The sequence below is a fragment of the Bradyrhizobium sp. LTSPM299 genome (assembly GCF_000938235.1).
In the GTDB taxonomy this organism is placed as follows: Bacteria; Pseudomonadota; Alphaproteobacteria; order Rhizobiales; family Xanthobacteraceae; genus Bradyrhizobium.
Genome location: NZ_JYMU01000098.1, coordinates 73,480 through 99,291 on the forward strand (window position 1 = coordinate 73,480; position 25,812 = coordinate 99,291).

A 25,812-nucleotide genomic window follows, 5' to 3' on the forward strand; every position below is an offset into this window, starting at 1 on the left:
CCGATGGAGCCGATTTGACGTTTGCCCCCTTCGTGTCGCGATGCGTGTCAGCGAACGTCAAAGCCGAAGCTCCACAATCAGCCCTTGAACTGCTTGTTCCAGAAGTCGAGCGTGCGCTGCGAGCGCTCGGATTGGTATTTGTAGTCGGGTTTCAGGAGCCTGGCGCGGTCGGCTTCGCTCAGGCTGACCTGCTTCGCAAGATCTTCCGGCAGCACGGCGTCCGACACCGTCGGCACATATCCCATCTTGTCAGCAAAGGCGATTTGAGCCTTGGCATCGAGCATCGCGTCAAGATAGGCGAAGCCGCCGTCCTTGTTGCGCGCATTGCGCGGCACGCTGGCTTCGAACACGATCGATGCCGCGCCCTCCTTCGGCACGACATGGGAGAGCGGAATGCCCGCCTTCTTCCACATGAAGCCGCGGGCAAGCCACATGGCCGTGAGCCAGACTTCCTCGGATTTCAGCCCGGCCGCGAGCGCCTCGTTGGACGGATAGATCTTTGCATCCAGCGAGCGCAACTCCATCAGCTTTTGCTCCGCTGGGTCGAGATTGCTGACGCCACCGCCGTTCGCCAACGCCGCCGCGAGCGTGTTCCATGAATAAAGAATATCGGCAAGACCGACGCGACCGCGCCATTTGGGATCCCAAAGGTCGGCCCAGGAGGTCGGTGGCGTCTTGACCTGGTTTTCGTTGTAGAGGATCACCAGCGCCGAGTAGATGTGCGGAATCGCAGTGTCGGTGCGAAGCTCGGGAAACACCTTGTCGAGCCGCGGGATTTTCGTGGCATCAACCGCCTCAAAGACATTGGTGGTCGCGACGACATAGTGGTCAGTGTCCGAGAGACAGGCCACGTCCATTGAGCCACGCCGGCTTTGCCGCTCCGCCAGCAGCTTGGTCTTGCGGGGATCGGCGTTGGCGACATCCTGCAGCACCTCGACACCCTTCGGTGCCAGCAGCGGCTTGTCGATGAGATCGCTGAGCAGTTGCCCGTAATCGCCGCCCCAGGTGCCGACCACGACCTGGCTCGATTCCGCGCGCGCGATCGGCACGCCCGGGACCAGCATGGTGGCAGCCCCGGCACCGGCGGACAACAAATGACGTCGCGATATCATGACCATCTCCCTCAAGATGTTTGCGGCACCAGCCGCGGGGCCTTGCGGTCCCACCGCAGCGAAACCTGATCTTGCGGCCTGACCGAAGCCAGCGGCTCGTCCGCGCCCGGGGTTTGCTGCACCACCACGAACATCTCGTCGCCGACACGCACATGGTATTCAGTCTGCGGCCCAAGATAGGTCACGGCCTGCAGCGGCCCGTGGAGATCGCCCTCGGCACCCGGGCGGATCGAAATCCGTTCCGGCCGCAACGCAAAGGCGTTCGCATTCTTGCTCTCGTTCGGCGCGATGTCGACGGTTAAAACGAGCCCGCCCGCAGTGCGAAATTGGACCTCGTTCTCGCGCCGGCCGAGCAGGATGTTACAGCGGCCGACGAAGTCAGCCACGAACGCATCCTGCGGCTCATCATAGAGCTCGCGTGGCGAGCCGACCTGCCGCACCCGGCCGCCCTCCATCACGACCAGACGATCGGCCATGGTCAGCGCCTCCTCGCGGTCATGCGTGACCAAGAGCGTGGTCAGGCCGAGCCGCTGCTGCAGCGCCCGGATCTCGATCCGGACCTCGGCGCGCAGCTTGGCGTCGAGGTTGGACAAGGGTTCATCGAGCAGAAAGAGCTTTGGATTGATCACCAGCGCACGGGCCAGCGCGACGCGCTGCTGCTGTCCGCCCGACAATTCGCGCGGCAGCCGACCTGCCAGATGCGACAGCCGCACCAGTTTCAGCGCCTCCTCGACCTTGGCCTGACGCTCGGCGCCACCAACACCGCGCATCTCCAGCCCGAAGCCGACATTCTGCGCTGCGGTCATGTGCGGAAACAGCGCATAGGACTGAAACACCATTCCGGTCGCGCGCTTGTGCGCGGGCAGATTGGTGACATCCTCGCTGTCGAACAGCACCCGCCCGCTGGTCGGGGGCAAAAATCCTGCAACCATACGCAGGGTCGTGGTCTTGCCACAGCCGGAGGGACCGAGCAGCGCGACCAGCTCGCCTTCCTGCACCGCGAGATTGAGGCCGTCGACGGCGAGAGACGCGCCGAAACGCTTGGTGAGATTGTCGATCGACAGGCTCGCCATCAGACGACCCGTGACAATTTGACGAAGCGATCGGTCACCACCATCAGCACCCCGACGATCACGATCTGCACGGTTGCGACCGCGGCCAGCGTCGGATCGATCCGGAATTCGAGATAGTTGAGCATCGCGACCGGCAACGTGATCCGGCCGGGACCGACCAGCAGCAGCGACAGGTCGAGATTCTCAAAACTCTGGATGAAGGAGAACATAGCCGCCGCCACGATGCCGGGCCGCATCATCGGAAGCGTGATGCGGCGAAACACCGTGAGGGGACCGGCGCCGAGATTGGCCGCCGCCTCCTCCGCCGCGCGGTCGAGGCCCTGCAGGCTCGCAACCACCAGCCGCACGGTCCAGGGAATCGTGAGCATCACATGGGCCGCGACCAGCCCTTCGGTCGTCGCCTTGATGTCGCGATCGAGGGCGTTTTCCGCGAGCACATAGAACATATAGAGCCCGGAGCCGGCGACGACCCCGGGCACGGCTAGCGGCGCCAGCAACAGCGCGCTGATCACCTGCTTGCCGGGAAACTCGCCGCGCACGATGGCGAGCGCGGCTGCGGTGCCGATCGGCACGCCGACGGCGGCCGCAAGCAGGGCGACCTGCAAGCTTGTGATCAGGCCGCGCAAAAATTCCGGCCTGTCCCAGGCGTTGGCGTACCAGTGCCAGGTCAGCGCCGGCGGCGGAAAGCTGACGATCTCCTGGGAGAAGAAGCTGGTTGCGACGATCATCGAGACCGGCGCGAAGATGATGAGATAGGCGATCAGGACCAGAATCCGCATCAGGATGCGGCCGGACGACGACCGCTCCATCCAATTGGCAAGCAGTGACGCCGGCATCCTTCGCGGGCTCATTCCTGGAGCGACAGATCTGGCGCCATCGTAGTCCGACAGCGCTCCGGTCGCCAAGCCCGCATTATGGACGAGATCTGCTTAGGATGCAGCCGCAGACCTGGAGACGATCTTCCGTCTTCTGAACAGGACAAAGGCAATACCCAACAGCACGACGACAGCCGCTGCAGCGATGCCCCCACGCGCCAGCATGAGCAACGGGGACGATGGCCCGCCGCTGCGCACTTCGGCGACTTGCCGCTCGGTGATGGCCGTGCCGCCGGCGCCATAATGCGTGAGGACATAGTTGCCCAACGCCATGATCTCGCGGTCGTTGAGTGGATTGGCATCGGTCGGTTGACCACCGAAGCCAGGCATGAAGGCCTGTTTGCCCACGGTCACGCGATTGACGCCGTACAGGATAGCGGCAATCAGGTTGGTCGCGTTCTTTGCGCCGGTGGCCGAGTTGTGGAACAGGCTCGGATAATAGCCGTCCTTGCTGCCTTGCCCTTCGGCCGAATGGCAGGACACGCAATTGCCTGCAAACAGCAGCGCACCCGCGGGATCGGCGCCGTTGTCGGACTTGACGCCGTCGCGTCCGCGCAACGTGGCCAGTTCGGAGGACTGCCTTCCGGCCGTGAAGCGGGACGCGTCGTCACTGGGGTCGTGGATCGCCGGAACGCTCTTGATGTAAACCGCTGTTGCCTCGAGGTCGGACGCGGTGAGATGCTGGAAGCTGTGTTCGACGGCTTCGCCCATGCTTCCGGCAGCCTGCGCCATGCCGGACAGATGGCCGGTCCGCAGATAGGTGACGAGATCGTCCTTGGTCCAGCTGCCAATGCCGCTGGTCGGATCGGACGTGATGTTGGGTGCGTACCAGGGCCCGACCGAGGCGCCCGACAGCGCGCGGCTGGTCTGCTCCTGCATCAGAAAACCGCGCGGCGTGTGGCAGGTGCTGCAATGCGCCGCGCCCTGGACCAGATAAGCGCCCCTGTTCCATTCCGCCGATTGGTTAGGATCCGGCACGAAAGCCGCACTGTTCAGGAACAGCAGGTTCCAGCCGATCATCGACAGCCGGATGTTCATCGGAAACGGCAGCTCGGTCTTCGGCGCGGAATGATCGACCGCCTTGACCGCCCGCGTGAAATACACAAAGAGCGCATGCACGTCGTCTTCGGTGAATTTCGCATAGGACGTGTAGGGCATCGCGGGATAGAGGTTGGCCCCGTCCCGTCTGACGCCGCGGCGAAGCGCCCGCGAGAACTGTTCCTCCGTATAGCGTCCGACCCCGAACTCAGCCGACGCCGTGATATTGGTTGAGTAGATCGTGCCGAGCGGCGTGCTGATCGGCAGCCCGCCCGCAAAGGGCTCGCGGCCCGGCGCGGTGTGGCAGGCTCCGCAGTCCGCGGCCGTGGCCAGATACGCGCCGCGGTCGATCACGGCCGCGGTGTCGGCCGCATGCGAGGTGTCGGCCGCCAGAAATCCGGCGAAGCCGATCAGCAGCGCACCAAGTCGATGACCAGAGCTACCCATGATCAGCCATGCTTGAGTTGAGCCGTGATCGCGTCAGCCGCCTTCAGCGCCAGCGCCGCCATCGTGAGCGTGCTGTTTGACGCGGTGCCGCTCGGCATCGCCCCGCCGCCAGGCAGGAACAGATTTTGGTGATCATGCGCACGGCAGTCGGCATCGACCACCGCAGTCGCCGCTTCGCTCCCCATGATGCAGCCGCCCATGATGTGGTCGCTGTTGAGAAACTCGGGAGAGAGCTGGAAACTGGTGGCGCCGAGTTCGGATGCCAGCTGTTGCAGCCGCGGCACGGTGTATTCCTTGGCGCTTCGGCGCACATAGTCGCTGACGTCGTAATAGATATTTGGCTTGTTGATCCCGAGCCAGTCCGTCTTGCTCGACAGTGTCAGGCGGTTGATCGGCAGGGGCAGCGGCTCGTGCTCGACGGTCAACCTTGCCGTACAGGCGGACAGCCGTCGAATTTCCGTATCCAGGGCTTTGCCCACCAGCCCCTTTTTCAGCGCAGCGGCGGAGCCGAGCGGGCTGCGGGCGAAGTTCTCCATGCGGAACATGGCTCCGGCGTATCGATTGCGGAATTCACCCTGCGTCGTGTTCAGAATGCTGCTGCTCTGAACCGGTCCGACGCCCGTCCACAGCGGCTCCGCGAGCTCCACTTCCGCAAACAGCTTCGGCTGATCCATCATGTTGCGGCCGACCTGATCGGAGCTGTTCGCGACCCCGTTGGGATTGCGATCGTCCTTGGACAGCAACAGCAGCTTCGGCGTCTCGATGCCATTGCAGGCGATCACGAAGAGTTTTGCCGTGACCCGGTGCGAAACCTTGTTCGGATCGAAATAGTGCACGGCTTCGACCGCATTCTTCTCGCCGGTCTCGACGCGATAGACCACCGCGTTGGCCAGGATCTTGCCGCCCTTGGCCTCGATCTTCGGCAGCGCGGTCGCCGCGTCGTATTTGGCGGCGATCGGACAGACCGGAAAGCAATTGTTGTTGCCGCAACACGGCGGCCGCCCATGATAGGACACGCCGCTGTTGCGGGCCTGCGGCGCCGGCAAGTTCATCATGCCGATCCTGGCAGCCGCTTCGGTCAGGCGCTTTTCACCGGGACCGAACGGTATCGGTCCCATCGGATAGGGTTTTGAACGTTCGGCATTCGGTGGCCACTGCAATGCAGGGTCGGACGGACCGCACACGCCGATCGCATATTCGGCGGCCGTATAGTACGGCTCGAGAACGTCGTGGCCGAATGGCCAGTCCCGCCCCACGCCGTAGAGGCTCTTCAGGCGCATGTCTTCAGGCGTGAGGCGCCAGCAGATTCCGGCCCAGTGCCAGGTCGCGCCTCCGGCATAGCGGACATAGCCCTGCAGATAGGCGCGGGCGTTCGGGCCTTCCAGTTGAAGGTACTGCTCCGACTCCTTGGCCACGCGCGTTTCCAGATGTGGCGCCCACGGCTTCGGCGGGTAAGGCGCGTCCCAATGAAACAGCCGCATGCTCGGCGGAAGGTTTCGGTAATTCTCGACAATCCGCCACCGATCGACGCGCGGCCCGGCTTCGAGCATCAGCACCGACAGACCGGCATCCAGGGCACGTTCCGCGACCAGGCAGCCGACCACCCCGGTCCCGACGATCACGACATCTGCGCTGGTGTCACTCGCCATCAGGGTCATGTCCTAGTTCTTGTCGCGCGCGGTCCATTCAGAAGTCCGGCATGTCGCTCAGTGGCGGAGCATTGGACGACCACCCGTTCGGCCCGGAAATCGCGTATGACGGGATGGTCATGACGTCGCGCGTCGGCTGGTACATCAGCGCATATTCGAAGGCGAACACCTCGGCATCGGGCGCGTCGCTCACCACGCCCAGATACCAGGCGGAAATAATCGCGAGCGCGGTCTGCTTGAGCGGCCCCTCCGGCACGTCAGGGAAGAAGTCTTCGACGATCTTCGCGTTCTTTTGTTTGGCGATCGCGAGCAGCCCGGCCACATGATCCGACAGCGACGGATTTAGCTGACTCATCGCACTGCCGATGCGTTTCCCGATCTCCGCGTTCAAGCGGTGGGGAATCAACAATGACGAAATCTCCTGAAATCGCGCCGCCGATTCCGCGGACCACGAGGCCGCCGCGGAGGCCGCCGGCAAGGTCCCGAACGCGGCAAGCCCGCCGACGAAGAATGCGCCCGCCAAGAACTCCCGGCGGTCAAGACTGAATGCGGTGGGACAATCGTCACGAACCTGGTCAGGCATCGTCCCACACCCCGCTGGTACCAGCTTCAGTTGGCGCGCGCTTGACGCCCTTGATCGGGCGAGAAACCACGGTCAAGCCAGCGAAGTGTTGCTCCAGCCGTGCAGAACGTCAAGTAACGCGCAACGACGTATTGGCCAAATCTTGGGCGCCAGCCTGCTCCGGCGGCCCACAGTCATACAACTGACATTTGTATGATTAGTTGGCCTCAGCGATCGTTGTGGAGAGAGGCGGCGCGCTAAAGGCTCGCCTGTTGCCTTGCTCCCGCAGGCCTCGTCGCCGCTGCGAGTGGCTGCCGGTCGAGGATGAAGTCGGCGCCCTTTTCCGCAATCATGATTGTCGGCGCGTTGGTGTTGCCCGAAACCAATCGCGGCATGATCGACGCATCGATCACCCGCAGCCCCTCGACGCCGCGAACGCGGAGGCGCTCGTCGACAACGGCCAGCGGGTCCGAACCCATCTTGCAGGTGCCGACCGGGTGATAGATGGTTTCACAGGTCTGGCGAACATAGCTGTCGATGTCGGCGTCCGACTTGGCGCGTGAGCCCGGGGCATATTCGTCTCCGCGATAGGGATCAAAACCTTTCTGGGCGATGATCTCGCGGCCAATCCTGATGCCGTCGCGCATGTTGCGCACATCCTCGTGCGCCTCCAGATAGTTCGGGCGAATTGAAGGATGCTGCAGCGGATCGGCCGACTTGATCATGATGCTGCCGCGGCTCTCGGGGCGCGCGATGTTGAAATAGGCCATGAAGCCGTGCTCATTTTCGATCTTGCGACCGTGATCGCTGTACATCAGGAGCACGAAGAAGAACTGAAGATCCGGCGCAACGAGATCGGGTTGCGATTTGAGGAACGCCATGGCCTCCAGGCCGTGCGACGTCGCCGGGCCCGTCCTGGTCAGCACATACTGGATGAAGGCCTTGGTGGCGCCCAGCGGCTTGGTGTGGTTGAGGAACGAGATCGGCTGGGTGCAGCGCTGCTTGACGCCGCAGGCGAGGTGATCCTGCAAATTCTGCCCGACGCCCTTGAGCTCATGGGCGACCTTGATGCCGAGCGATCGCAGATGGTCTCCATCGCCGATCCCAGACAATTGCAGCAATTGCGGCGAGTTGATCGCGCCGCCCGACAGGATCACCTCGCGTTCGGCTCGCAAGGTATGGACTTGACCGTTCCTGATGTACTCGACGCCGACAGCGCGCCCGCCTTCCATCAGGACGCGTGAGGCAAGCGCCTTGGTGATCACCTTGAGATTGGGCCGGTTACGGACCGGATGCAGGTAGCACCGCGCCGCGCTGGCGCGCTGGTTGTCTGCGATTGTGCTGTCGACCGGGCCAAAGCCTTCCAGTTCGGCGCCGTTGAAATCATCCGTCGCGCGATATCCGGCCTGCTTGCCGGCTTCGAACCAGGCTTTGGTCAACGGATGGGTGATCTCCGGCAGCCGGCTCGTCCGCAGCGGACCGTCGCCACCGTGATAGTCGTCGGCCCCCGCCTCGCGCCCTTCCGACCGAATGAAGTATGGCAGGCAGTCGGCATAGGACCAGCCGCGGTTGCCGAGCTGCGCCCATAGATCATAATCAGACGCATGGCCGCGGATATAGACCATTCCGTTGATGGCACTCGATCCTCCCAGCACCTTGCCGCGCGGCCAGAACAGAACCCGATTGTCCAGATGCGGCTGCGGCTCGGTGTGGTAATGCCAATCAATGCTTCCGGACTTCATCAGCGCGAGATATCCCGCCGGCATGTGGATGAATGGATTGCTGTCCTTGCCGCCCGCCTCAAGCAGAACGACCTCGTTCCCTGGCGACGCTGACAGACGGTTCGCCAACACGCACCCGGCCGAGCCGGCACCGACGATGACGTAGTCCACCATGTTTTTCCTCCGGCTTCTTATATTTGGCGGCGGCGCCGAGCGCGCCCGAGGGAGAAAATCCGATGCCCGAACTAGGCCCGCAGCAGCGCACGCGGTTTGGTTTCGTCCGGGCCGTTGATGACCTTGCCGGTCGCGGGCTCGAACAGCCTGATCTTGTCGAGTGCGGGCACCAGCCTGATCGGATCGTCCGGCGAAAGTTCGAGGCGGTCCTGCGTGATGGAGCAGACCTCCTGCCCACCGATATCGGCATAGATGTGAATCTCGGGACCCGTCGGCTCGACGACGGACACCTTGGCTGGGATACCCTCGCTGCCGGTGCCTGGCCGCAGATGCTCGGGCCGGATGCCATACTTCACGATCTGTCCGGCGGTGACCTGTGCATCCAATGGCAAGGGCAGCGTAACGCCGTTGGCGCGCACGACCGGGCGTCCCGCCTCTGCGCCGACCTCACCGGACAGGAAGTTCATCGAGGGCGATCCGATGAACTCGGCGACGAACAGGTTTGCCGGACGGTCGTAGATCTCCAGCGGCTTGCCGATCTGCTCGATATTGCCGTCGCGCAACACCACGATCGTATCGGCCATCGTCATGGCTTCGATCTGGTCGTGGGTGACATAGATGATGGTCGTCGACAGCTTGTGATGCAGCTCCTTGATCTCGGTGCGCATCTGCACCCGTAGCTTCGCATCGAGGTTCGACAATGGCTCGTCGAACAGGAACACGGAGGGATCGCGCACAATGGCGCGCCCCATCGCAACGCGCTGGCGCTGGCCGCCCGACAATTGCCTGGGCTGGCGGTCGAGATAGGGCGTGAGGTTGAGGATCGACGCCGCCCACTCCACCTTGCGCCTGATTTCATCCTTCGGCAGCTTCTTGAGCTGCATCGAGAACGCCATGTTGTCGAACACGCTCAAATGCGCATAGAGCGCGTAGTTCTGGAACACCATCGCGATGTTGCGATCCTTCGGATGCAGATCGTTGACCACGACGTTGCCGATGCTGATCTGGCCCGAGTTGATCGCTTCGAGGCCTGCGACCATCCGCAGCAATGTCGACTTGCCGCAGCCGGAGGGTCCCAGCAGCACGACGAACTCGCCGTTGGCGACGGAGAGATCGATGCCGTGCAGCACCTCGAGCCCGCCATAGGACTTGCGGATATTGCTGATGGTGACCGATGCCATGCCTAAAACCTTCCCGCTACGCGCTCGCCCTTGCCGACAATATTCGTTCTGCAATCTCGACGAAGCCCTCGCTGCCGCGCTTGCTGGCAACGAAGGCCGGAGTTGCGGACATCGAACCTTCGAAATCCCGTACGTTCGCGACGCCGCAAGCGTAGGGGAAGAATCCGAACATCGGCGCATCGTTCGGGCTATCGCCACAAAACACGATGCGGTCCCTCGCCTCGTCGAGATCGAGGCCCAGCCTCTCGCGCAAGAAAATCCTGGTCATGGCGAGCTTGTCGTAGCCGCCGAACCATCCGTTGACGTGGATCGAAGACACCTTGGCGATGCCGCCCGCGCTTTCAAACAGGCAGACGATCTTGTCGATGGCCGCGCGTGGCAGCGCCGGCACGTCCTCGCAGAAGTCGATCGCAAGGTCCGCCTCGCGGTAGAGCTGATCGGCCGAGATCGCAGCGCCCGGCACCTCCAACAGAATGCGCTCGCTGAGCGCCGTCAATCTGCTGCGGTTGACAGCGCGCTCGGCGTCCGTCGCAATGAACTTGCGGATCATCTTGCGGGCCACCGGATCGTGCCGGAAATAGAACGCGCCGTTCTCGCCGATCACGCCGTCGACCGGCCAGAACCGCGCTATCATGTCGCACCAGCCCGCCGGCCGACCGGTGACGGGAACAACAGCGAGACCCGCGCCGCGAAGCTTTTCCAGCGCGGCATAGGAGGCCGCGGGGAGCTGCCCGTCGGTGGTCAGCGTATCATCGATATCGGTCAGGACGCAGACGATGCGCCGCGCGGTCTCCGCGGGAAAACTTGCCATCGGCTTCATGACGGCGCGCCCTCGGGAAACGCGGCAAGGCGCGCGTTCCAATCGATCAGCCTGGGCCAGAGGTCGGCGTGGATGGCACGCAGTTCGGCGTAGCGCGCGACGTTCTTGGGCTCGGGCTGAAACTGCTTCGCCGGCGGGTTCGTCATCGCCGCGGTGGCTTCCGCAATCGTGCCGTACCAGCCGGCGCCCTTGGCCGCAGCGATTGCGGCGCCGAGCGACGATGCTTCCCGCGCTGTCGAGCGGAAAACCGGACGGCCTGACGTGTCGGCGAAGATCTGCAGCCAGAGGTCGCTGTCCGAACCGCCCCCGATCGCCGAGAACTGCCGGATCTCGGCGCCGGTCGCCGCCTCAATCCTCTCGCTCTGAGCGGCAACTTCCAACGCTATGCCTTCCAGCAAGGCGCGATAGATCGCGCCGCGCCGGGTCGAGCCCGACAATCCGGCGATGACGCCGCGCGCATAGGGATCCCAGTAAGGCGTCATACAACCGAGCCAGTACGGCAGCACCACGACGCCGCCCGCTCCGATCGGACAGGTCGCCGCTTCCGCTTCGAGCGCCTTGAACACGCTCCGTTGCGCCGTCGCATCGATCCCGAACATCTCGCGCGCCATCCAGTCGACCAGGAAAGTTCCGGTGCGGATGACCTGCTCGTAGATGTAGCCGTCGTCGCACACGGCCTTCTCGGTGCGGAAAGCGCGGTCATAGGCATAGTCGCGGCTGTAGCTGCCCGAGACCACCGCCGTTCCGAGATTGATGTAGGCGCTGCCTGGCGAGGTGACGCCGGCGCCGGTGCTTGCGCACTGGCCGTCGCCGCCGCCGGCAACGACCGGCGTCCGGGCCGACAGGCCGGTGAATGCAGCCGCCGCGTGCGTGACTTCACCCATCCGCGCGCCCGGCGGCAGCAGCGTCGGCAATTTTTCGATGGCGATGCCGGCCGCATCGAGGATCTCGGCCGACCAGACATCGCGCGTCATGTCGAGCAGGCCGGTTGGATCGGCCGAGGCCGTCGACGTCCGCCATCGGCCGGTCAGGCAATGCGTCAGATAGCCGTGAACTTCGGCAAACCGCGCCGCCCGCGTAAAGATCTCCGGCTCCTGCTCCGCCATCCAGATCATGCGGTAGAGGCAAGGCAGGACATCGAGCGGCTTGCCGGAAATGGCATGAAGACGTTCGGCCCCGAACGACTTGCCGAAGCGCACCATTTGGGGCCGCGCCCGCTCGTCGAGCCAGGTCATGCCGGGCCGGATTGCGATCCCGTCCTCGGTAAATGCACTGAAGGTCTCGCGCTGATTGGAAATCGCGATCGCGGCGATCCGCTCCGAACCGACCTGGTTGGTGATGCCGCGCAATGCGGCCGCCGTCGAATCCCACCACTCGTCCGGGTTCTGCTCGAAATACCCCGGCTGCGGATTGGCGAGGCCGATCGCCTTGCGTCCTTCGGCCACGGCGCGGCCGCTGCGGTCCCAGGCGATCGCCTTGGTCGCCGAGGTCGAACTGTCGATGCCGATCACCAGGTCTTTGGTCATGCCGTCCCATTTCAAAAGAAGCGAAGGCGACTCGCGCCGCCTTCGCGAACTCTTGCGACGCGAACCTTAAAGCAGGCCAGCGTCCTTCACCTTGGCGTCGATGTCCTTCGCCAGGGCGTCCATGCACTTCTTGGCGTCGCCGTCATAGGCCTGCCCCGTGAGCAGCTTGCCAAGTTCGGTGGGGATCTCGTTGGTCGACAGGCCCGCCCACAACTGCATGTGCGGCTCGGTCGCCATCGCATTGTCGATCGTCCACTTCACGGTTTCGAGATGCCGCGTGGTGCCTGCGCCGACCTTGGCCTTGGCCTTGACACGCGGATCAGCGAACGAGGAATTGCGCATCGGCGCGAAGCCGCCGAGCAGCGTGCAGCGTGTCATGATCTCCTTGCAGCAGCCCCACTGCATGAAGATCCACGCGGCTTCCTTGTTCTTGGAGTATTTCGACAGTGAGATGCACGAGCCACCTTGATGGCCGAGATTCGGCTGCTCGTTGAAGCCGGCCTCCGAAGGCGGACGCAGTTTCTTGGCGGTCAGGGGCTTGGCGGGCTCCCACAGGCCCTTGACCTTGGAATCGTCGGCGTCGAGGCCCGGGAAGAATTCATCCCAGCTCTGCGCCAGCGCGATCTGGCCGGAATGCATCATCTCGAACTGGCCGTCCCAGGTCGATGCCGTCGAATTCGGCGGCGAGACCTTCAACAGCTCCTGGTACCATTTCAGGCCGGCGATGCCTTGCTCGTCATTGCCCGAGAATTTCTTGTTCTTGTTGAAGATCGAGCCGCCGTGGCCCCACACCGCCTGGCTCCAGTCGCATTCCAGCGAATAGTGCCCGGACTTGGCCTGCAGGCCGGTACCGAACACGCCGTTGCCCTTCTCGGCCTCGGTGATCTGCTTGGCGGCGGCGAGGAAGTCTTCGTAGGTGGTCGGCACCGCGATCTTGTGCTTCTCGAGGATGTCCTTGCGGTACATCATCGTGAAGATCGGGATGTCGAACGGAATGCCCATCCACTGTCCCTCGACCTGGGCGACATTCTTGACCAGCGGCTTGGAGAAATCGTCCCAATCGAAATCGGGCATCGCCAGTTCCGGCTTGTCCTTGTAATAGGCGACGGGATCGATGCAATCGGGCTGGAACATCGAGATCCAGGATTGATCGAGATAGTAGAGGTCGTAGGAGCCGAGCTGGCCCTGCACGTCCTGCGTCGCCTTGGCGAGCACCTGTTCCAGCGGCACGATCTCGACCTCGACCTCGATGCCGGTCGGATCGGTGAACTCCTTCTTGATCTGGTTGAGGATCACGGACGGCGGCGTCGATTCGGTAGAGTAGCGGATCTTGGCGCCCTTGAACTTGCTGCCGACGTCCTTCAGCCATTTGGCCTGGTTGTCCGGCAGGCCGTCGGCATAGGCCTCGGTGCCGAGCATGTTGCCGGTGCGCAAGCCCCGCGGATTGCCGAGCATGCCGGCGCCGAAGGCCGAGAAGCCGACGCCCGCCAATCCCATCCGACGCAGGAATTCGCGTTTGGAAATCTGCTTGTTCGTATACGCGTTCGCGCTATCGACGATGAATGTCTGCTGGTCGAATTTCTTGAAGCTCATAGATACTCCTCCCAAAGTTTTTGTTGACGTTCTAGTCTCGTTACGTGCGCCTACTCCTTGAGAGATCCGAGGGTTAGGCCACGGACAAGCTGCTTCTGGACGAGCAAGATGAAGATGAAGCTCGGGATCACGGCGGTGGTGCCGAGAGCCGCGATGAAGCCCCATTCCGAGCCCGTCGAGGTGACGAAGGTCGTGATCTTGACCGGCAGAGTTCGGATCGAATTGGTCAGGAACAACGACAGCAGGAATTCGGTCCACGAGAAGATGAAGCAAAGCACCGCCGTGGCCGCGACGCCGCCCTTCACCATCGGCAGGACGACGCGCCGGAAGATCTGCAATCGTGTGGCGCCATCGATCATGGCGGCCTCGTCGACGTCGGCGGGGACGTCATCGTAGAACGATTTCATCAGCAGCACGGCGATCGGCAGGTTGATCAGCGTATCCACGATGACCAGGCCGAGCCGTGTGTCGAGCAGCGACATGTAGTGGAACATGAAGACGACAGGCACGATGATCGCGATCGGCGGCATGAAGCGCTGCGACAGGATCCAGTTCAGATAGGCCTGCCGCCCGAAGAAGCGCATCCGCGACAGCGCGTAGGCCGCCATCACCGCGAGCAGCACCGTCAGCGCGGTCGAGCCCACGGCCACGATCAGCGAGTCGATGATGGTCTGGCGGCTGTCATAGGAGCTGGCGCCGCCGATCCCGAACGTGTTGCCTGACTCGATCGCAAGCTCCGCCCGCGACTTGCCGAGCATCGTGACGGCATAGTTCACCAGGGTCGGCTTGAAATTGAACCAGACGATGCCGTCCTTGTCGAAGATCGCCGACGTCGGCTTGAACGATGTCAGCGCCCACCAGAACAGCGGGAACATGAACAGGCCCACCACCAGCACGGCGGCCACATCCCGCAATCGCTTCTGCCAAAACGTTTCCTGCATCAGAACCGCACCTTGAACAGCTTGATGAAGATGCTCGACGTGACGATCACCAAAAGCAGCGTGAACAGCGAAATCGTCGAGGCGTAAGGGAAGTCGGCATTCTTGAAATAGATGGTGCCGGCATAGGAGGTCAGCGTCTCGGTCGCGGTGCCCGGCCCGCTGTCCGTCATCACCTTGACGTAGTCGTAGATCCGGAACAGGTCGACGCCGCGGATCAGAACGGCGAGCGCGATGATCTTGGAGAGCATCGGTAACGTCAGGCGGAAGAAAGCCTGGCTCGCCGTCGCGCCGTCGATCGCGGCAGCCTCGAACGGCTCCTTCGGCAAGGCGCGCAGGCCAGCGAGCATGATCAGCACCATGAACGGCGTCCACTGCCAGACGTCGGCGAGCAGGACGCCGGCCAGCGCGGTGTTTCCGGAGGCGAGAATCGGATGTTGCGCCGGCCACAGCCCGAGCGACACCAGGCCGGTGCTCAACACGCCGAACGATCCGTCCAGCATCAAGAGGAACATCATGCCGGTGACGGCGGGCGGCACCACCAGCGGCAGCGTCATCAGCGCACGCAGCAGTCCGTAGCCCTTGCGATCGCTGTCGAGCAGCAGCGCGATCGCAAGCCCGAGGCAGAGTTCGATCGCCAGGGCAGAGATCGTGTACAGATAGGTGTGGCCAATCGCACCCCACACGCGCTCATCGGCAAACAGCTTCCCCCAATTCCAGGTTGGGTTGAAGACGTTCAGGCGGGTGATCGGGTTGCGCTTGAAGAATGAGAGCCACAGCGCATACAGCAGCGGATAGACGCCGAACGCGAGAATCAGCGCGGTGATCGGCGCCAGCCACGGGAACGGGTGTTCCGAGGTCAGAAATCGCGGCCAGACGCGGCGGCGCGGCGTGCCTGATACCGGCACTTCGACAGCCAGAGCTTGCGCATCCAGACTCTGCGCACTCAAACTTGGCGCACCCAAACCTGGCGCACGGTGCGAAACCATTGACGTTTCCTCGCGCATTCGCTTCTTCTCGGCGCCGGGCTCTTTGGCCCGGTTCGCAGTCTTGTTTCAGGGCCGGCGTGATACTCCGGTTTGGGCAGACCGGGCCGCACGCGGCACCAGCGCCTTCGCCGTTGCCACGTCCGTCACCAGTATCGTTGCGTAACTGTTGTTGAGCGCGGCATAGATCGCGTCGATCTTGTCGCTGCCGCCGCCAATACAAATGCGTTCCGGCACCTTGGCGATCTCGTCGAGCGTCAGCCCGATCATCTGGTTGTCGAGCGCGCCCAGGATCGGCTTACCGTCGCGGTCGATGAAACGTCCGCTCACCACGCCGACCGCGCCGCGCGCGAGATACGGCCCGATGTTCTCGGCCGACATGTAGCCGCTGCGCATCGCGGTGCCGGCGTCGTCAACGCTGCCAACGCCGAACAGCACCTTGTTGCTCCTGTGGATGATCTTGAAGGTCTCGACCAGCGCCGGCTCCTGCATGAACAGGCGCTTGATCTGGGCGGTCGAGACGATGCCGGGGGCATGCAAATTGACGCAGCGCGCACCAAGCCGGTTGGCGATATTCGAGGTGCACAGTTCCGGCGAGAATTCCGTCGTTCCGATCGAACAGCCGGTGATCTGCGCAACGGTCACGCCCGGAAGCTTCATCTCGGGCAACGCCGCCGACAGCGCCTGCACCGTGCGGCCCCAGGACACCCCGAGCACATCGTCGGGCTGCAGCCGCTCGATCAACAGCCGCGCGCTGGCCCGGCCGATCCGTTCGTGGACCGGCAGACGACCGCCATCGTCGGGCACGACGAGACAGTTGGTGAGCCCGTAAGCGTCGGCCACTTCGCGCGCAAGACCGATGGTCTGCAGGTGCCGTGAGGAGACGGCGATGGTGACGATGTTGCGGTCGCGGGCTTCCTGCAGGAAGTTCACCACCGAGGCGCGCGAGACGCCGAGCTGATCGGCGACCTCCTCCTGCGTCATGCCTTCTTCGTAGTAGAGCCAAGCCGCCCATACGACAGGATCACTGTCGAACTCTGCCGGAATCGACAACGCGCGGCGCTTGATCCGCGGCGGTGTCACATTGCGTTGCAGCGTCCTGGTCATCGGCAATCCGGCCCAGCGTCGATTTTTCACAAAATGCACACTGAGTTGACAATTGTCAATTGGCTCGGTTAATTGTCACTCGATTTTGTCAAATGTCACGATGAGGGCCGCGCCGACCCAAACGCGGCGCGGGATTTTGCAGATGTCGAAGCAGAACTGGACCGCGCTGATCGACGATATGGTGGCTGGTCGCTGGACCAATCCCGTGACCGGCGCCCAGGTCAAGGTGCCCTACGATTCCATCGTGATCGAGGACAGCCTCGAGGGACGCGAGGCCGAGCTGGTTGCGTCCTTGAAACTCGGGCATCGCCTTGCACTCGTCGCCGACCAGGCGACCTATGAGGCGATGGGTGCGCGCGTCGCGAAGGCGCTGCGCGAACTCGGCTCTGTCGAAACCATCGTGCTCGATCGTCCTCATGCCGATATGGCCGAGGTTCGCAGCCTGACCGAGCGGCTGCGCGGATTCGATTCCGTCGTCGCCGTCGGCTCCGGCACTGTCAACGACCTCTGCAAATACGTCACCGGTCTCGACGGCCGGCGCTACTGCGTGTTCGCAACCGCGGCCTCGATGAACGGATACACCTCGTCGACCGCCTCGCTCACGCTCGACAGCGGGCTGAAGGTCTCGCTGCCCTCGCACACGCCGGCCGGCTTCTTTGTCGACCTCAAAGTGTCCGCCGCCGCACCGCCCTATCTCGCCGCCTCCGGCTACGCCGACTGCCTCGCCCGCTCGGTCGCGCAGACCGACTGGTGGATGTCGCACCGGCTGTTGGGGACGGCCTATTTCCAGGAGCCCTACACGATCCAGGCTGCCGACGAGATCGAGCTCAACAAGCGGGCCGGCAATCTGCCCAAGGGCGACATCGAGGCGATGGGGTATCTCTATCGCGTGCTGACATTGTGCGGGCTCGGCATTTCCTTCACGGGAATCTCGCACCATGGCTCGATGGGCGAGCACCAGATCTCCCATTACATCGATTGCTTTGCGGGAGCGCGGCATCCGGGCAGCCTGCACGGCCAGCAGGTCGGCATCGCCTCGCTGAGCATGGCACGGCTGCAGCAGCGCATGCTCGCCGCCGACCGCCCGCTGTCCGTTCACGCCACGCCCATCGACGTGGCGGGCATGAAGCGCCGCTTCGGTGAAGAGGTCGCATTGCAATGTCTGGCCGAGCTGAAACAGAAGGCCTTCGACGACGATGGCGCCATGGCGTTCAACCGCAAGCTCGCGGACACCTGGCCGGAGCTTCGGCGTGAGCTGGCCGCCTACACGATCCCGGTCGATGAGATGAAGCGGCTGCTGTCGGCTGCGGGCGGCGCGACGACTCCCGCCGAACTCGGCGTACCCGTCGACCTCTATCGCGAGGCGATCATCCATTGCCGCGAAATGCGCAACCGATTTTCGTTCCTCGACATAGCCGCAGATGCCGGAACGCTGGAGGCATTTGCGCAAAACGAACTTTGACGACGGACTTTGAAGGGGAACTCTGATGGGAGGGCTGTGACATGACCGCAAAGCCGCTTGTCGCCGTGACGGGTGCGAGTTCCGGCATTGGAGAGGCGACCGCGTGCGCCTTTTCTGCGGCAGGCCATCCCGTGCTGCTGATGGCCCGCCGGATCGACCGGCTCGAGGCGATGCGGCTGCCCAATTCGATCTGCCGCCAGGTCGACGTGCGCGATCGCGCCGTGCTAACCGCGGCAGTGCGCGAGGCCGAAGCGAGGTTCGGCCCGGTCGACATGATGTTCGCCAATGCCGGCCTCGCCAGGCTCGGCGACATCGGCAAGCAGGACCCGGCCGATTGGGACGAAATGATCGCCATCAACGTCAATGGCGTCATGAACAGCGTCCACGCCGTGATGTCCGGCATGATGGAGCGTCGCCACGGCACCCTTGTCATGATGAGCTCGATCGCGGGGCGCAAGGTCTATCCGGACCACACGGTCTATTGCGGCACCAAATATTTCGTTCACGGCGTATCCGACAGCCTTCGCGAGTACCTGTCCGAATACGACGTCCGCGTCATCGTCATTTCGCCAGGGATCATCGAGACCGAAGTGCTCGATGGCGTGAAGGATCCGGTGACGCTCGCCAATTACAAGGCGAACAAGGCGGCGATCGGCGGCGGCATCGGCGCCGATCACGTCGCCGACCTGATCCTCGACGCCTACAACCTTCCGCAAAACGCGCTGGTGCAGGAAATCTGCATCACGCCCACCCGACAGAAATATTGAGCGCCGTCCGCGCCGATCTCAAGGAGCCGATCATGACCGATACCGAACTTCAGCTGCGCGAGGCGATCATCGCGAAGTGCCGATGGATGAACGCCACAGGGCTGAACCAGGGGACGTCCGGAAACATCTCGGCGCGTCATGGCAACACCATGCTGATTTCGCCGTCGGCGACGCCCTACGACGCGCTCACGCCCGAGATGATCGCCGCAATGCCGATCAAAGGCGGAGAATACGGATCATGGAAGGGCCCGCTCAAGCCTTCCACCGAGTGGCGCTTTCATCTCGACATCATGAAGGCGCGCCCCGATGTCGGCGGCATCGTCCATACCCACTCGACCTATTCCACCGTGCTGGCGATCGCGCGCAAGGAAATTCCGGCGTGCCATTACATGATGGCCGCCTTCGGCGGCACGAGCGTCCGTGTCGCCGGCTATGCCAGGTTCGGCACCAAAGAGCTGTCCGAGCATGCGCTTCAAGCACTCGAGGGCCGCACCGCCTGCCTGCTGGCCAATCACGGAATGATCGCCACCGGGGCATCGCTCGACAAGGCGATGTGGCTCGCAGTCGAACTCGAGACGATTGCCCGGCAGTACTATCTCTCGCTCGCGATCGGTGGACCGGTGCTGCTGAACGAGGCCGAGATCAGCGAGACCGCCGCCGCGTTCGGCAGCTACGGCGTGCAGGATCCGCCGGTCAGGGAAACAGCAACGACATAGCACTCAAGATGAAACGATGACACCATGAAACGCATCGCCGGATTGCGTGAGATCGCCGATCAGTTTGATCTCTTCCTGATTGATCAATACGGCGTGCTGCATGATGGCATCACGCCCTGTCCGGGCACGATCGACGGATTGGCTAGGATTGCGGCATGCGGGCGAAAGATCATCGTCCTGACGAATTCCGGAAAAGACGCCGCGGCAAACCTGGCTCGGCTGCGCAGGCTCGGCTTTGCCACCTCGCATCTGGACGCCGTCGTCAGTTCCGGCGATGTGGCCTTGCAATGCGTCAGGAACGGCATATTGGGACCGCCGTTCACGACAGGCGCAAGAGCCTGCGTGATCGGCCGCCGCGACGACAGCTACGCCTTCTCGTCGGATGATTTCGAACTGGTCGACCGGCCGCAGGACGCCGACTTCCTGGTGTTTGCCGGATCGGATGCGCCCCGGACATCGCTGCAAGCCTACCACCGCGACCTCGCAAGCTCCGCGAAAGCAGGTGTTCCCGCAATCTGCATCAACCCTGACATCACGATGATCCGCGACGGCGAGCTTGTGCCGGCGCCCGGTGCCATCGCACGGCTTTACGAGGATCTCGGCGGCGCGGTGGAATATGTCGGCAAACCTCGCCTGCTGATCTTCGCGCAAGCGGTCGCGACCGCAGCGTTGGGGCCCGAAGCGCGCGCCCTCATGGTCGGCGACAGCCCGGAGCATGATGTTGCCGGCGCCAGGCCGATAAGCTCAACGCTTCTGGTGCGAACCGGCATTCATCGTCACCTGCCCGAGCAGCAATTGCTGCAATTGTGCGAGAGCTACGGCGGCATCCCGGATTTCCTGACGCCGGCCTTTGGATGGTGAGATCGGCTGGCGGCGTTCGGCCTTACAGGCTGCGGCGGATTTCGGCGGCGATCTGATCGAGCATCGACCTGATCGATGCTGCGCATCCGCAGACGATCCTCGCCTATGACATGAACGGCACCCCGCTGACCGTTCGCCACGGCGCACCGCTGCGGCAGCGCGTCGAGCGGCAGCTCGGCTACAAGATGGCGAAATACATCATGCGCATCGAGCTGGTGCAGAGCCTCACCGATCTGCATGGCGACCGCGACGGCTATTGGGAAGATCGCGGCTATGAATGGTACGCGGGGATCTGAAGCACTCCCTTCAGCCGTGAAACGCGAACAGCTCGATCGGGTCGTTGAAGCCGCGCACTGGATGTTCGCCGACGTGCTCGAGCTCGAACTCGCTTTCGACGAGGTCGGCGAACGCGCGCGACAGCAACACCTGCTTGCCCAGCTGCTTGGTAAGAGTCTCCAGGCGCGAAGCCATGTTGACCGCAGGACCGATCACCGTGAAGTCGAGCCTGGAGCGCGAGCCGATGTTGCCGTACATGACGTCTCCGACGTGGACGCCGATCCCGTAGTGCAATGGCGCACCTCCGGTCTCGCGATTCTTCTCGTTCAGGGCGGTCATGGCCTGGCGCGCCTCGGTCACAGCATGCAGCAGGTTGGCGCAGGCCGATGGCTGGCTGAGCGGAAAAATCGCGAGCAGGCCGTCGCCCATGAATTTCAGGATCTCGCCGCCATGTCGCACGATCGGCTCTGACATCGCATCGAAATAGTCGTTCAGGATGTCAATGACGTCATCGCGCGGCCAGTTATCGGAGATTTTCGTGAATTCCCGCAGATCGCAGATCATGATGGCAGCGCGCACCGTGGTCCCGCTGCCGCGCCTGGTGGCGCCGGCCAGGATCATTTCGCCGGCATGCGTACCGACGTAGGTTTCGAGCAGCGTCCGCGCCAGCCGATTCTTCATGCGGATTTCACTGACCAACGCCAGGATTGGCAATAGATTTGACAGGCTCGCGATATGCGCATCTTCGAAACCGCCGGGCCGGTCGGTTGAAAACGCCACGACGTGCCGCTTTCCGAGCGTATGGTACATCGGCCATGCCACGTAGTCGGTCAGGCCGTTCGACCGCAACTCGTCAAAGACGCCATGCTTGCGCCCCTGCGAAGCATCGCGCTCGAGGTTCTCGCGTATCTCGGCGACGCCGCCCTGAATTTCCTCCACGGGACTGCCGATAAATTCGGGTCGCTCCCTGACATCGTAGTCGACCCGCGTAATCGTGGCCTCCTGCATGCCGTCAACCCACAGCACCCGGGCGCCGAGCCATTGCGGGTGCTGAATCATGAGATGCAGCGACGCCCGCTTGATGGGGATTCCCGCGCGCCGGAGTCGCAGACACAGCTCGGCGAAAATATTGTCGATAAAGCGCTGGTCGCGCGTCTCGTTGGTCAGCCAGTGCACGACGTCGCTGTCCGCGGCGGCGGGCTCGATATTTGGCGGCGCGTTCATAGCTTGCTCCTGGGGCCGTGACCTCGGCGTGACTTGGGGTCGACGGTGCGGGATATGTCGTATCTCCGTGCGACGGCGTCAATGGTATCAGCCGCACCAAAACCGCTCTTCTCTTGCAATCATCGATTTGCCCGACGTGGCAAGACCTTGCTCGACAAGACCTTGCTCGACGAGCCGTTTTCGACGGGTTGCGTCTTCATTGGACCGGCGGCGGCCGTGGACGTCGAAGGCCACGCAGCCGCGGTCTAGGGGTGAGCAAAATTGCTCACTCCTACGCTACGTTGGGTTTGCAAGCCTATCTGGAACAATACTTTGAAGGCGCCGTTGAATATTCGGTGCGCGGCAAACAAGCCAATCGCCATCAACGGAGAATTCCAATGGAACTGATCCTGATTATCGTTTTGCTAGTCCTCCTGTTCGGTGGCGGCGGATACTGGGGTCGCAGTCGCGGTCATTGGTGACGAACCGAGCGTGTGCCCACGCGACGACATCAGCAGCAAGCCGCTGATTTTCTCCGCCGCTTCCCCCGCACGAACGATCGGGATACGTCAGGTGCGACAAAACAACCCGACGAGCAACTCACCTAAAACCTGTCAAGCCCTCGCGTGAAAATATTCTGATTTTCGGAATTGCAACTCAGTGATATAGATATGCCCGTCCCACCCGATTGAGGCGCGAGCGCACGTCGCGAACGCGCGGTGGGATGCGGTGGACGCGGATTGCGCAACAGGCGAGTGCGCATGAGGAGGACGGCGAAGTCGTGTGGTCCTGACGCTGCAATGCAGGCGGAAAGTTTTGAGAAGCTGACGCTTCCCAGAGACAACGGTGGCAACAAAGCGCTCACCGGGGAGCACGAAGGAAACCCTAAAACCATCGCGCAGGGAAAGCCCGAGTTCCCGGTTACACCTGTGGTCCTACCCCGGTGCTTCTTGTCGCACCGGGCCCATGGGTGCGATCGGCACCCGGCTTTCCCTGCGCCCTCTGCAAGATGAGAGGGCAAACGAAATGCAAAGCTCGGACAAATCATGTCGCAAGAACGCGAAGCTGCGTCCCCATCCACAGTGTCATCGCCCGGCCTGTGCGCAATTGCGCACATGGACCGGGCGACCCAGTACGCCGCGGCCCATCGGCTTAAGCACGACTGTCTCTGGAATACTGGATCACCCGCACGCGCGGGCGACGTCACCGCGAATGGGCTGAAGCAGGAGCGCGCTTCTTCTCGCCACGAACGCCGGTGGCGATCAGTTCCTGCTTTCGCGGGAACGACCGCACAGCGATTCCCGCACGACCGCCGCCGTGGAAGCTGGTATGACGATGAAGCGGGCAATGCCGGTTGACTCGGGAACCGGCAACACTCAGAAAACGCCTGAGAAATGAATGGTCGGAGTGGCAGGATTCGAACCTGCGACCCCTGCGTCCCGAACGCAGTGGATATCTGCTAAGTTATTGATTTTTATAGCACGATATGTGTTTTTGTCACGTTTTGTTCACGGTCATTTCACCCAATTCGTTGCGATTTCGTTGCGGCGTTCTCAGGTAGAACAGCTGAGGCCGTCTTGGGGTTGCTCGTTCAGCAGCGGGTCTGCCGAACTGTGTGTCCCAAGAAAGCTGGGGCACATAGGGGCCTGCCTTGCTTTGGCTCAGCGTTGACCTAGCTCACTCCCAGTGCCAGCAAGGAATATTGCCGCCCTTCCGAATTTTTACGAACTGGACGGCCTCGTCTCGCGCGAGGGATCGAAGCCGCAAGGCGTGCGCCGTTGTGGCGTGAAGAAGAAGGGAGTGTTCGAAAGAATGGAGCCTACTGGTTTGGCTCTTACTTGCCCGACTTACCGGTGTCGGAAACGACTAAGACCTCGAAAGAGGAACGGAACCAGAGCATGTCGGGAAACGTCTCGAAATCGGGCGCCGTAGCCCGGTGGAGAGCACAAGGTAAGGTGTGCATGGTGTAAGCTGCATTGCCTGAATCCCAGTTTCCAGTCGCTAAAGGGTTACCGGTAGCGAAAGCGGCTGACACGCTGCGCCATGCGGGGCAAATCGCACCGGCCAGTGCGATTCGCCACCAGTCCGCGTGGGACGACCTCCGTCGGAGGGTCAAGGAAACGAATGGGGCACCTAAACACGCCGTAACTCCCCACACACGTAACTACGGGATCGCCTGCAGCAGGTTCGTTCGTGAACCTGTATGGCGATGGAGCCGTCGTAGTACCCAAATGCCCGACGTAATGGCCGGGACAGCCGTCGCGAGGCGGACGATCATGCGTATAAGGCCGGGCGACCGGACCGAAAGCGCCTCCGATCGGGGAAGGACGATGCCGCGAATGCGCAGAAGAGATTCTTCGACGGAAAGATTCTGCTGATGCAGGCCGTTACCATCCAGAGAAGAATTGAATCACTGAGCATGCGCATACGGAAAGCCGCGTGCATTGAAAAGTGCCCGCACGGTTTGGGGGGAGGCGTAGGGATATCCTCTTCGGGGTGTCCCGCGCCTACCCTACCGTGACGCGAATCGGCACGGTTTACGAGAGCCCGTCCCGCGTTCCCCGGGGCGCGCAAGGCCCGCCTGATCCGGGTTTATGGGGAGGACCGCCGGACGGCCCTCACCCGTCGGAAGCAGGCTTCGTCGATTCCAAACCGCAGGACGCCTTCGTAGGCACTTCCGGGATCAGGGCACCGCCCGGATATCTATCCACAGGCGCTCCGGTACCCTGCCCGATCGGATCAGCTAAACTGCAACGCTACCTCACGAGACCTGATTCATCTGTCAGCCATCGATATGACCGCTCACCCGACTTTGCCCGACATAGCTTTGAGGCTGGAGCAATCACCTGACTACCGGGTGTTGCGCCGCCTGGTTCCGCGCGCGGAATTCACCCCGTGCGACGGAGAAGGAGCCAAGACCGGGCTCTTGCTGGACGTCGAGACCACCGGCCTGGATCCGGTCCGTGACGAGATCATCGAGCTTGGCATGGTCAAGTTCAGCTATCTGCCGGACGGCAGGATCAGCCGGGTCATCGACGCGTTCAGTTGCTTCAATCAGCCATCGATTGCCATTCCCTCAGAGGTCATCGCCCTCACCGGGATCACCGATGAGATGGTCCGCGGACACAGGTTCGAGGAAGACCCCGTCAACCGGTTCGTCTCGGACGCGGTCGTCACCATCGCCCACAATGCTGCCTTCGATCGCAAGTTCATGGAGCGGTACGCGCCTGCCCTCGCGCACAAGGCATGGGCGTGTTCCGTCAGCGAGATCGAATGGCGCAGCCATGGCTTTGAGGGGTCACGGCTCCCCTATCTGCTCATGAAAGCCGGCCTGTTTCATGAGGCGCACCGGGCGGTCGACGATTGCCTGGCGCTTCTCGAGGTTCTCGCACTTCGCCTGCCATATCTCGATCGGACCGCGCTATCCGTCCTGCTGGAGCGGGCCAGGCGCAAGACGATCAGGATCTGGGCCGAGCAGTCGCCGTTCGAGCTTAAGGACGAGCTCAAGCGGCGCGGCTATCGCTGGAGCGACGGTGCCGACGGCAGGCCACGGTCCTGGTACATTGATGTTGATGAGGATACCCAAGCCGCAGAAATCGAGTTCCTGCAGAAGACCATCTATCAGCGCGGGTTCGAGCCTCGAATCCACATACTGACTGCCTTCGACCGCTTCTCCGTCAGGGCTTAAGGAACGCAAGGTCTATTCGGTTGATCGGAAGCGCATG

Annotated in this window: 21 protein-coding genes and 1 pseudogene; 7 read left to right on the forward strand and 15 right to left on the reverse strand. The window is 62.8% G+C overall.

Annotated features, from left to right (window positions below; translation table 11 throughout):
* Positions 1–77 precede the first annotated feature (77 nt).
* The 14 genes from UP10_RS40955 to UP10_RS41020 form a co-directional block, all read right to left on the reverse strand.
* Positions 78–1,112, reverse strand: a complete 1,035-nt coding sequence (locus UP10_RS40955) for an extracellular solute-binding protein (RefSeq protein ID WP_044592909.1) — start codon at positions 1,110–1,112, stop codon at positions 78–80.
* Between the two features lie 11 nt (positions 1,113–1,123).
* Complete coding sequence (locus UP10_RS40960) at positions 1,124–2,185, reverse strand: ABC transporter ATP-binding protein (protein ID WP_044592821.1); 1,062 nt, start codon at positions 2,183–2,185, stop codon at positions 1,124–1,126.
* Complete coding sequence (locus UP10_RS40965) at positions 2,185–2,994, reverse strand: ABC transporter permease (RefSeq protein WP_044592910.1); 810 nt, start codon at positions 2,992–2,994, stop codon at positions 2,185–2,187. Before UP10_RS40965 ends, UP10_RS40960 begins: the two co-directional genes overlap by 1 nt.
* Positions 2,995–3,114: 120 nt before the next feature.
* Positions 3,115–4,545 (reverse strand): c-type cytochrome, encoded by a 1,431-nt coding sequence (locus UP10_RS40970; protein WP_044592822.1) that lies wholly within the window; start codon positions 4,543–4,545, stop codon positions 3,115–3,117.
* Between the two features lie 2 nt (positions 4,546–4,547).
* Positions 4,548–6,203 carry a GMC family oxidoreductase gene (locus UP10_RS40975; protein ID WP_245322204.1) on the reverse strand — a complete coding sequence of 552 codons (1,656 nt, stop codon included), beginning with the start codon at positions 6,201–6,203 and terminating at the stop codon, positions 4,548–4,550.
* A 28-nt stretch (positions 6,204–6,231) separates the two neighbouring features.
* Positions 6,232–6,777, reverse strand: a complete 546-nt coding sequence (locus UP10_RS40980; protein ID WP_044592823.1) for a sugar dehydrogenase complex small subunit — start codon at positions 6,775–6,777, stop codon at positions 6,232–6,234.
* A 236-nt stretch (positions 6,778–7,013) separates the two neighbouring features.
* Positions 7,014–8,651, reverse strand: a complete 1,638-nt coding sequence (locus UP10_RS40985) for a choline dehydrogenase (RefSeq protein WP_044592824.1) — start codon at positions 8,649–8,651, stop codon at positions 7,014–7,016.
* 71 nt (positions 8,652–8,722) lie between these two features.
* Complete coding sequence (locus UP10_RS40990; protein ID WP_044592825.1) at positions 8,723–9,832, reverse strand: ABC transporter ATP-binding protein; 1,110 nt, start codon at positions 9,830–9,832, stop codon at positions 8,723–8,725.
* A 16-nt stretch (positions 9,833–9,848) separates the two neighbouring features.
* The gene (locus UP10_RS40995) at positions 9,849–10,652 is read right to left on the reverse strand and encodes an HAD-IIB family hydrolase (protein ID WP_044592826.1); all 804 of its coding nucleotides are present in this window, start codon (positions 10,650–10,652) and stop codon (positions 9,849–9,851) included.
* A complete protein-coding gene (locus tag UP10_RS41000) occupies positions 10,649–12,178 on the reverse strand; it encodes an FGGY-family carbohydrate kinase (protein WP_044592827.1) in 1,530 nt (509 codons plus the stop codon). Before UP10_RS41000 ends, UP10_RS40995 begins: the two co-directional genes overlap by 4 nt.
* A 66-nt stretch (positions 12,179–12,244) precedes the next feature.
* Complete coding sequence (locus tag UP10_RS41005) at positions 12,245–13,771, reverse strand: ABC transporter substrate-binding protein (protein ID WP_044592828.1); 1,527 nt, start codon at positions 13,769–13,771, stop codon at positions 12,245–12,247.
* 50 nt (positions 13,772–13,821) lie between these two features.
* The gene (locus tag UP10_RS41010) at positions 13,822–14,712 is read right to left on the reverse strand and encodes a carbohydrate ABC transporter permease (RefSeq protein WP_044592829.1); all 891 of its coding nucleotides are present in this window, start codon (positions 14,710–14,712) and stop codon (positions 13,822–13,824) included.
* Positions 14,712–15,659 (reverse strand): carbohydrate ABC transporter permease, encoded by a 948-nt coding sequence (locus UP10_RS41015; protein ID WP_245322205.1) that lies wholly within the window; start codon positions 15,657–15,659, stop codon positions 14,712–14,714. The genes UP10_RS41010 and UP10_RS41015 overlap by 1 nt, the downstream gene beginning before the upstream one ends.
* Positions 15,660–15,764: 105 nt before the next feature.
* Entirely contained in the window at positions 15,765–16,802 is a 1,038-nt protein-coding gene (locus UP10_RS41020) for a sugar-binding transcriptional regulator (RefSeq protein WP_050044063.1), read from the reverse strand.
* 142 nt (positions 16,803–16,944) lie between these two features.
* Here UP10_RS41020 and UP10_RS41025 point away from each other — a divergent pair, with 142 nt between their 5' ends.
* The 5 genes and pseudogenes from UP10_RS41025 to UP10_RS41045 form a co-directional block, all read left to right on the forward strand.
* Positions 16,945–18,264: a sn-glycerol-1-phosphate dehydrogenase gene (locus UP10_RS41025; RefSeq protein WP_044592913.1), complete on the forward strand. Its 1,320-nt coding sequence runs from the start codon at positions 16,945–16,947 to the stop codon at positions 18,262–18,264.
* 41 nt (positions 18,265–18,305) lie between these two features.
* Positions 18,306–19,031: an SDR family oxidoreductase gene (locus UP10_RS41030; RefSeq protein WP_044592830.1), complete on the forward strand. Its 726-nt coding sequence runs from the start codon at positions 18,306–18,308 to the stop codon at positions 19,029–19,031.
* 32 nt (positions 19,032–19,063) lie between these two features.
* The gene (locus UP10_RS41035; RefSeq protein WP_044592914.1) at positions 19,064–19,747 is read left to right on the forward strand and encodes a class II aldolase/adducin family protein; all 684 of its coding nucleotides are present in this window, start codon (positions 19,064–19,066) and stop codon (positions 19,745–19,747) included.
* Between the two features lie 24 nt (positions 19,748–19,771).
* Positions 19,772–20,608, forward strand: coding sequence for a TIGR01459 family HAD-type hydrolase (locus UP10_RS41040; protein WP_044592831.1), 837 nt, complete (start codon positions 19,772–19,774; stop codon positions 20,606–20,608).
* 59 nt (positions 20,609–20,667) lie between these two features.
* Positions 20,668–20,904: pseudogene (locus UP10_RS41045) on the forward strand (molybdopterin-dependent oxidoreductase); the annotation flags it as partial.
* A 10-nt stretch (positions 20,905–20,914) separates the two neighbouring features.
* Here the strand turns inward: UP10_RS41045 and UP10_RS41050 are convergent.
* Complete coding sequence (locus UP10_RS41050; protein ID WP_044592833.1) at positions 20,915–22,108, reverse strand: adenylate/guanylate cyclase domain-containing protein; 1,194 nt, start codon at positions 22,106–22,108, stop codon at positions 20,915–20,917.
* 251 nt (positions 22,109–22,359) lie between these two features.
* Between UP10_RS41050 and UP10_RS46270 the strand changes: the two genes are divergently transcribed.
* Positions 22,360–22,569 carry a DUF3309 family protein gene (locus tag UP10_RS46270; RefSeq protein WP_245322206.1) on the forward strand — a complete coding sequence of 70 codons (210 nt, stop codon included), beginning with the start codon at positions 22,360–22,362 and terminating at the stop codon, positions 22,567–22,569.
* 2,312 nt (positions 22,570–24,881) lie between these two features.
* A complete protein-coding gene (locus UP10_RS41055; RefSeq protein ID WP_044592834.1) occupies positions 24,882–25,775 on the forward strand; it encodes a 3'-5' exonuclease in 894 nt (297 codons plus the stop codon).
* Positions 25,776–25,812 lie beyond the last annotated feature (37 nt).

Bases quoted from the DNA above. Each gene is read 5' to 3' on its own strand.
- UP10_RS40955 (WP_044592909.1), bottom strand. From the start codon at position 1,112: ATGATATCGCGACGTCATTTGTTGTCCGCCGGTGCCGGGGCTGCCACC.
- UP10_RS40960 (WP_044592821.1), bottom strand. From the start codon at position 2,185: ATGGCGAGCCTGTCGATCGACAATCTCACCAAGCGTTTCGGCGCGTCT.
- UP10_RS40965 (WP_044592910.1), bottom strand. From the start codon at position 2,994: ATGGAGCGGTCGTCGTCCGGCCGCATCCTGATGCGGATTCTGGTCCTG.
- UP10_RS40970 (WP_044592822.1), bottom strand. From the start codon at position 4,545: ATGGGTAGCTCTGGTCATCGACTTGGTGCGCTGCTGATCGGCTTCGCC.
- UP10_RS40975 (WP_245322204.1), bottom strand. From the start codon at position 6,203: ATGACCCTGATGGCGAGTGACACCAGCGCAGATGTCGTGATCGTCGGG.
- UP10_RS40980 (WP_044592823.1), bottom strand. From the start codon at position 6,777: ATGCCTGACCAGGTTCGTGACGATTGTCCCACCGCATTCAGTCTTGAC.
- UP10_RS40985 (WP_044592824.1), bottom strand. From the start codon at position 8,651: ATGGTGGACTACGTCATCGTCGGTGCCGGCTCGGCCGGGTGCGTGTTG.
- UP10_RS40990 (WP_044592825.1), bottom strand. From the start codon at position 9,832: ATGGCATCGGTCACCATCAGCAATATCCGCAAGTCCTATGGCGGGCTC.
- UP10_RS40995 (WP_044592826.1), bottom strand. From the start codon at position 10,652: ATGAAGCCGATGGCAAGTTTTCCCGCGGAGACCGCGCGGCGCATCGTC.
- UP10_RS41000 (WP_044592827.1), bottom strand. From the start codon at position 12,178: ATGACCAAAGACCTGGTGATCGGCATCGACAGTTCGACCTCGGCGACC.
- UP10_RS41005 (WP_044592828.1), bottom strand. From the start codon at position 13,771: ATGAGCTTCAAGAAATTCGACCAGCAGACATTCATCGTCGATAGCGCG.
- UP10_RS41010 (WP_044592829.1), bottom strand. From the start codon at position 14,712: ATGCAGGAAACGTTTTGGCAGAAGCGATTGCGGGATGTGGCCGCCGTG.
- UP10_RS41020 (WP_050044063.1), bottom strand. From the start codon at position 16,802: ATGACCAGGACGCTGCAACGCAATGTGACACCGCCGCGGATCAAGCGC.
- UP10_RS41025 (WP_044592913.1), top strand. From the start codon at position 16,945: ATGTCGAAGCAGAACTGGACCGCGCTGATCGACGATATGGTGGCTGGT.
- UP10_RS41030 (WP_044592830.1), top strand. From the start codon at position 18,306: ATGACCGCAAAGCCGCTTGTCGCCGTGACGGGTGCGAGTTCCGGCATT.
- UP10_RS41035 (WP_044592914.1), top strand. From the start codon at position 19,064: ATGACCGATACCGAACTTCAGCTGCGCGAGGCGATCATCGCGAAGTGC.
- UP10_RS41040 (WP_044592831.1), top strand. From the start codon at position 19,772: ATGAAACGCATCGCCGGATTGCGTGAGATCGCCGATCAGTTTGATCTC.
- UP10_RS41050 (WP_044592833.1), bottom strand. From the start codon at position 22,108: ATGAACGCGCCGCCAAATATCGAGCCCGCCGCCGCGGACAGCGACGTC.
- UP10_RS41055 (WP_044592834.1), top strand. From the start codon at position 24,882: ATGACCGCTCACCCGACTTTGCCCGACATAGCTTTGAGGCTGGAGCAA.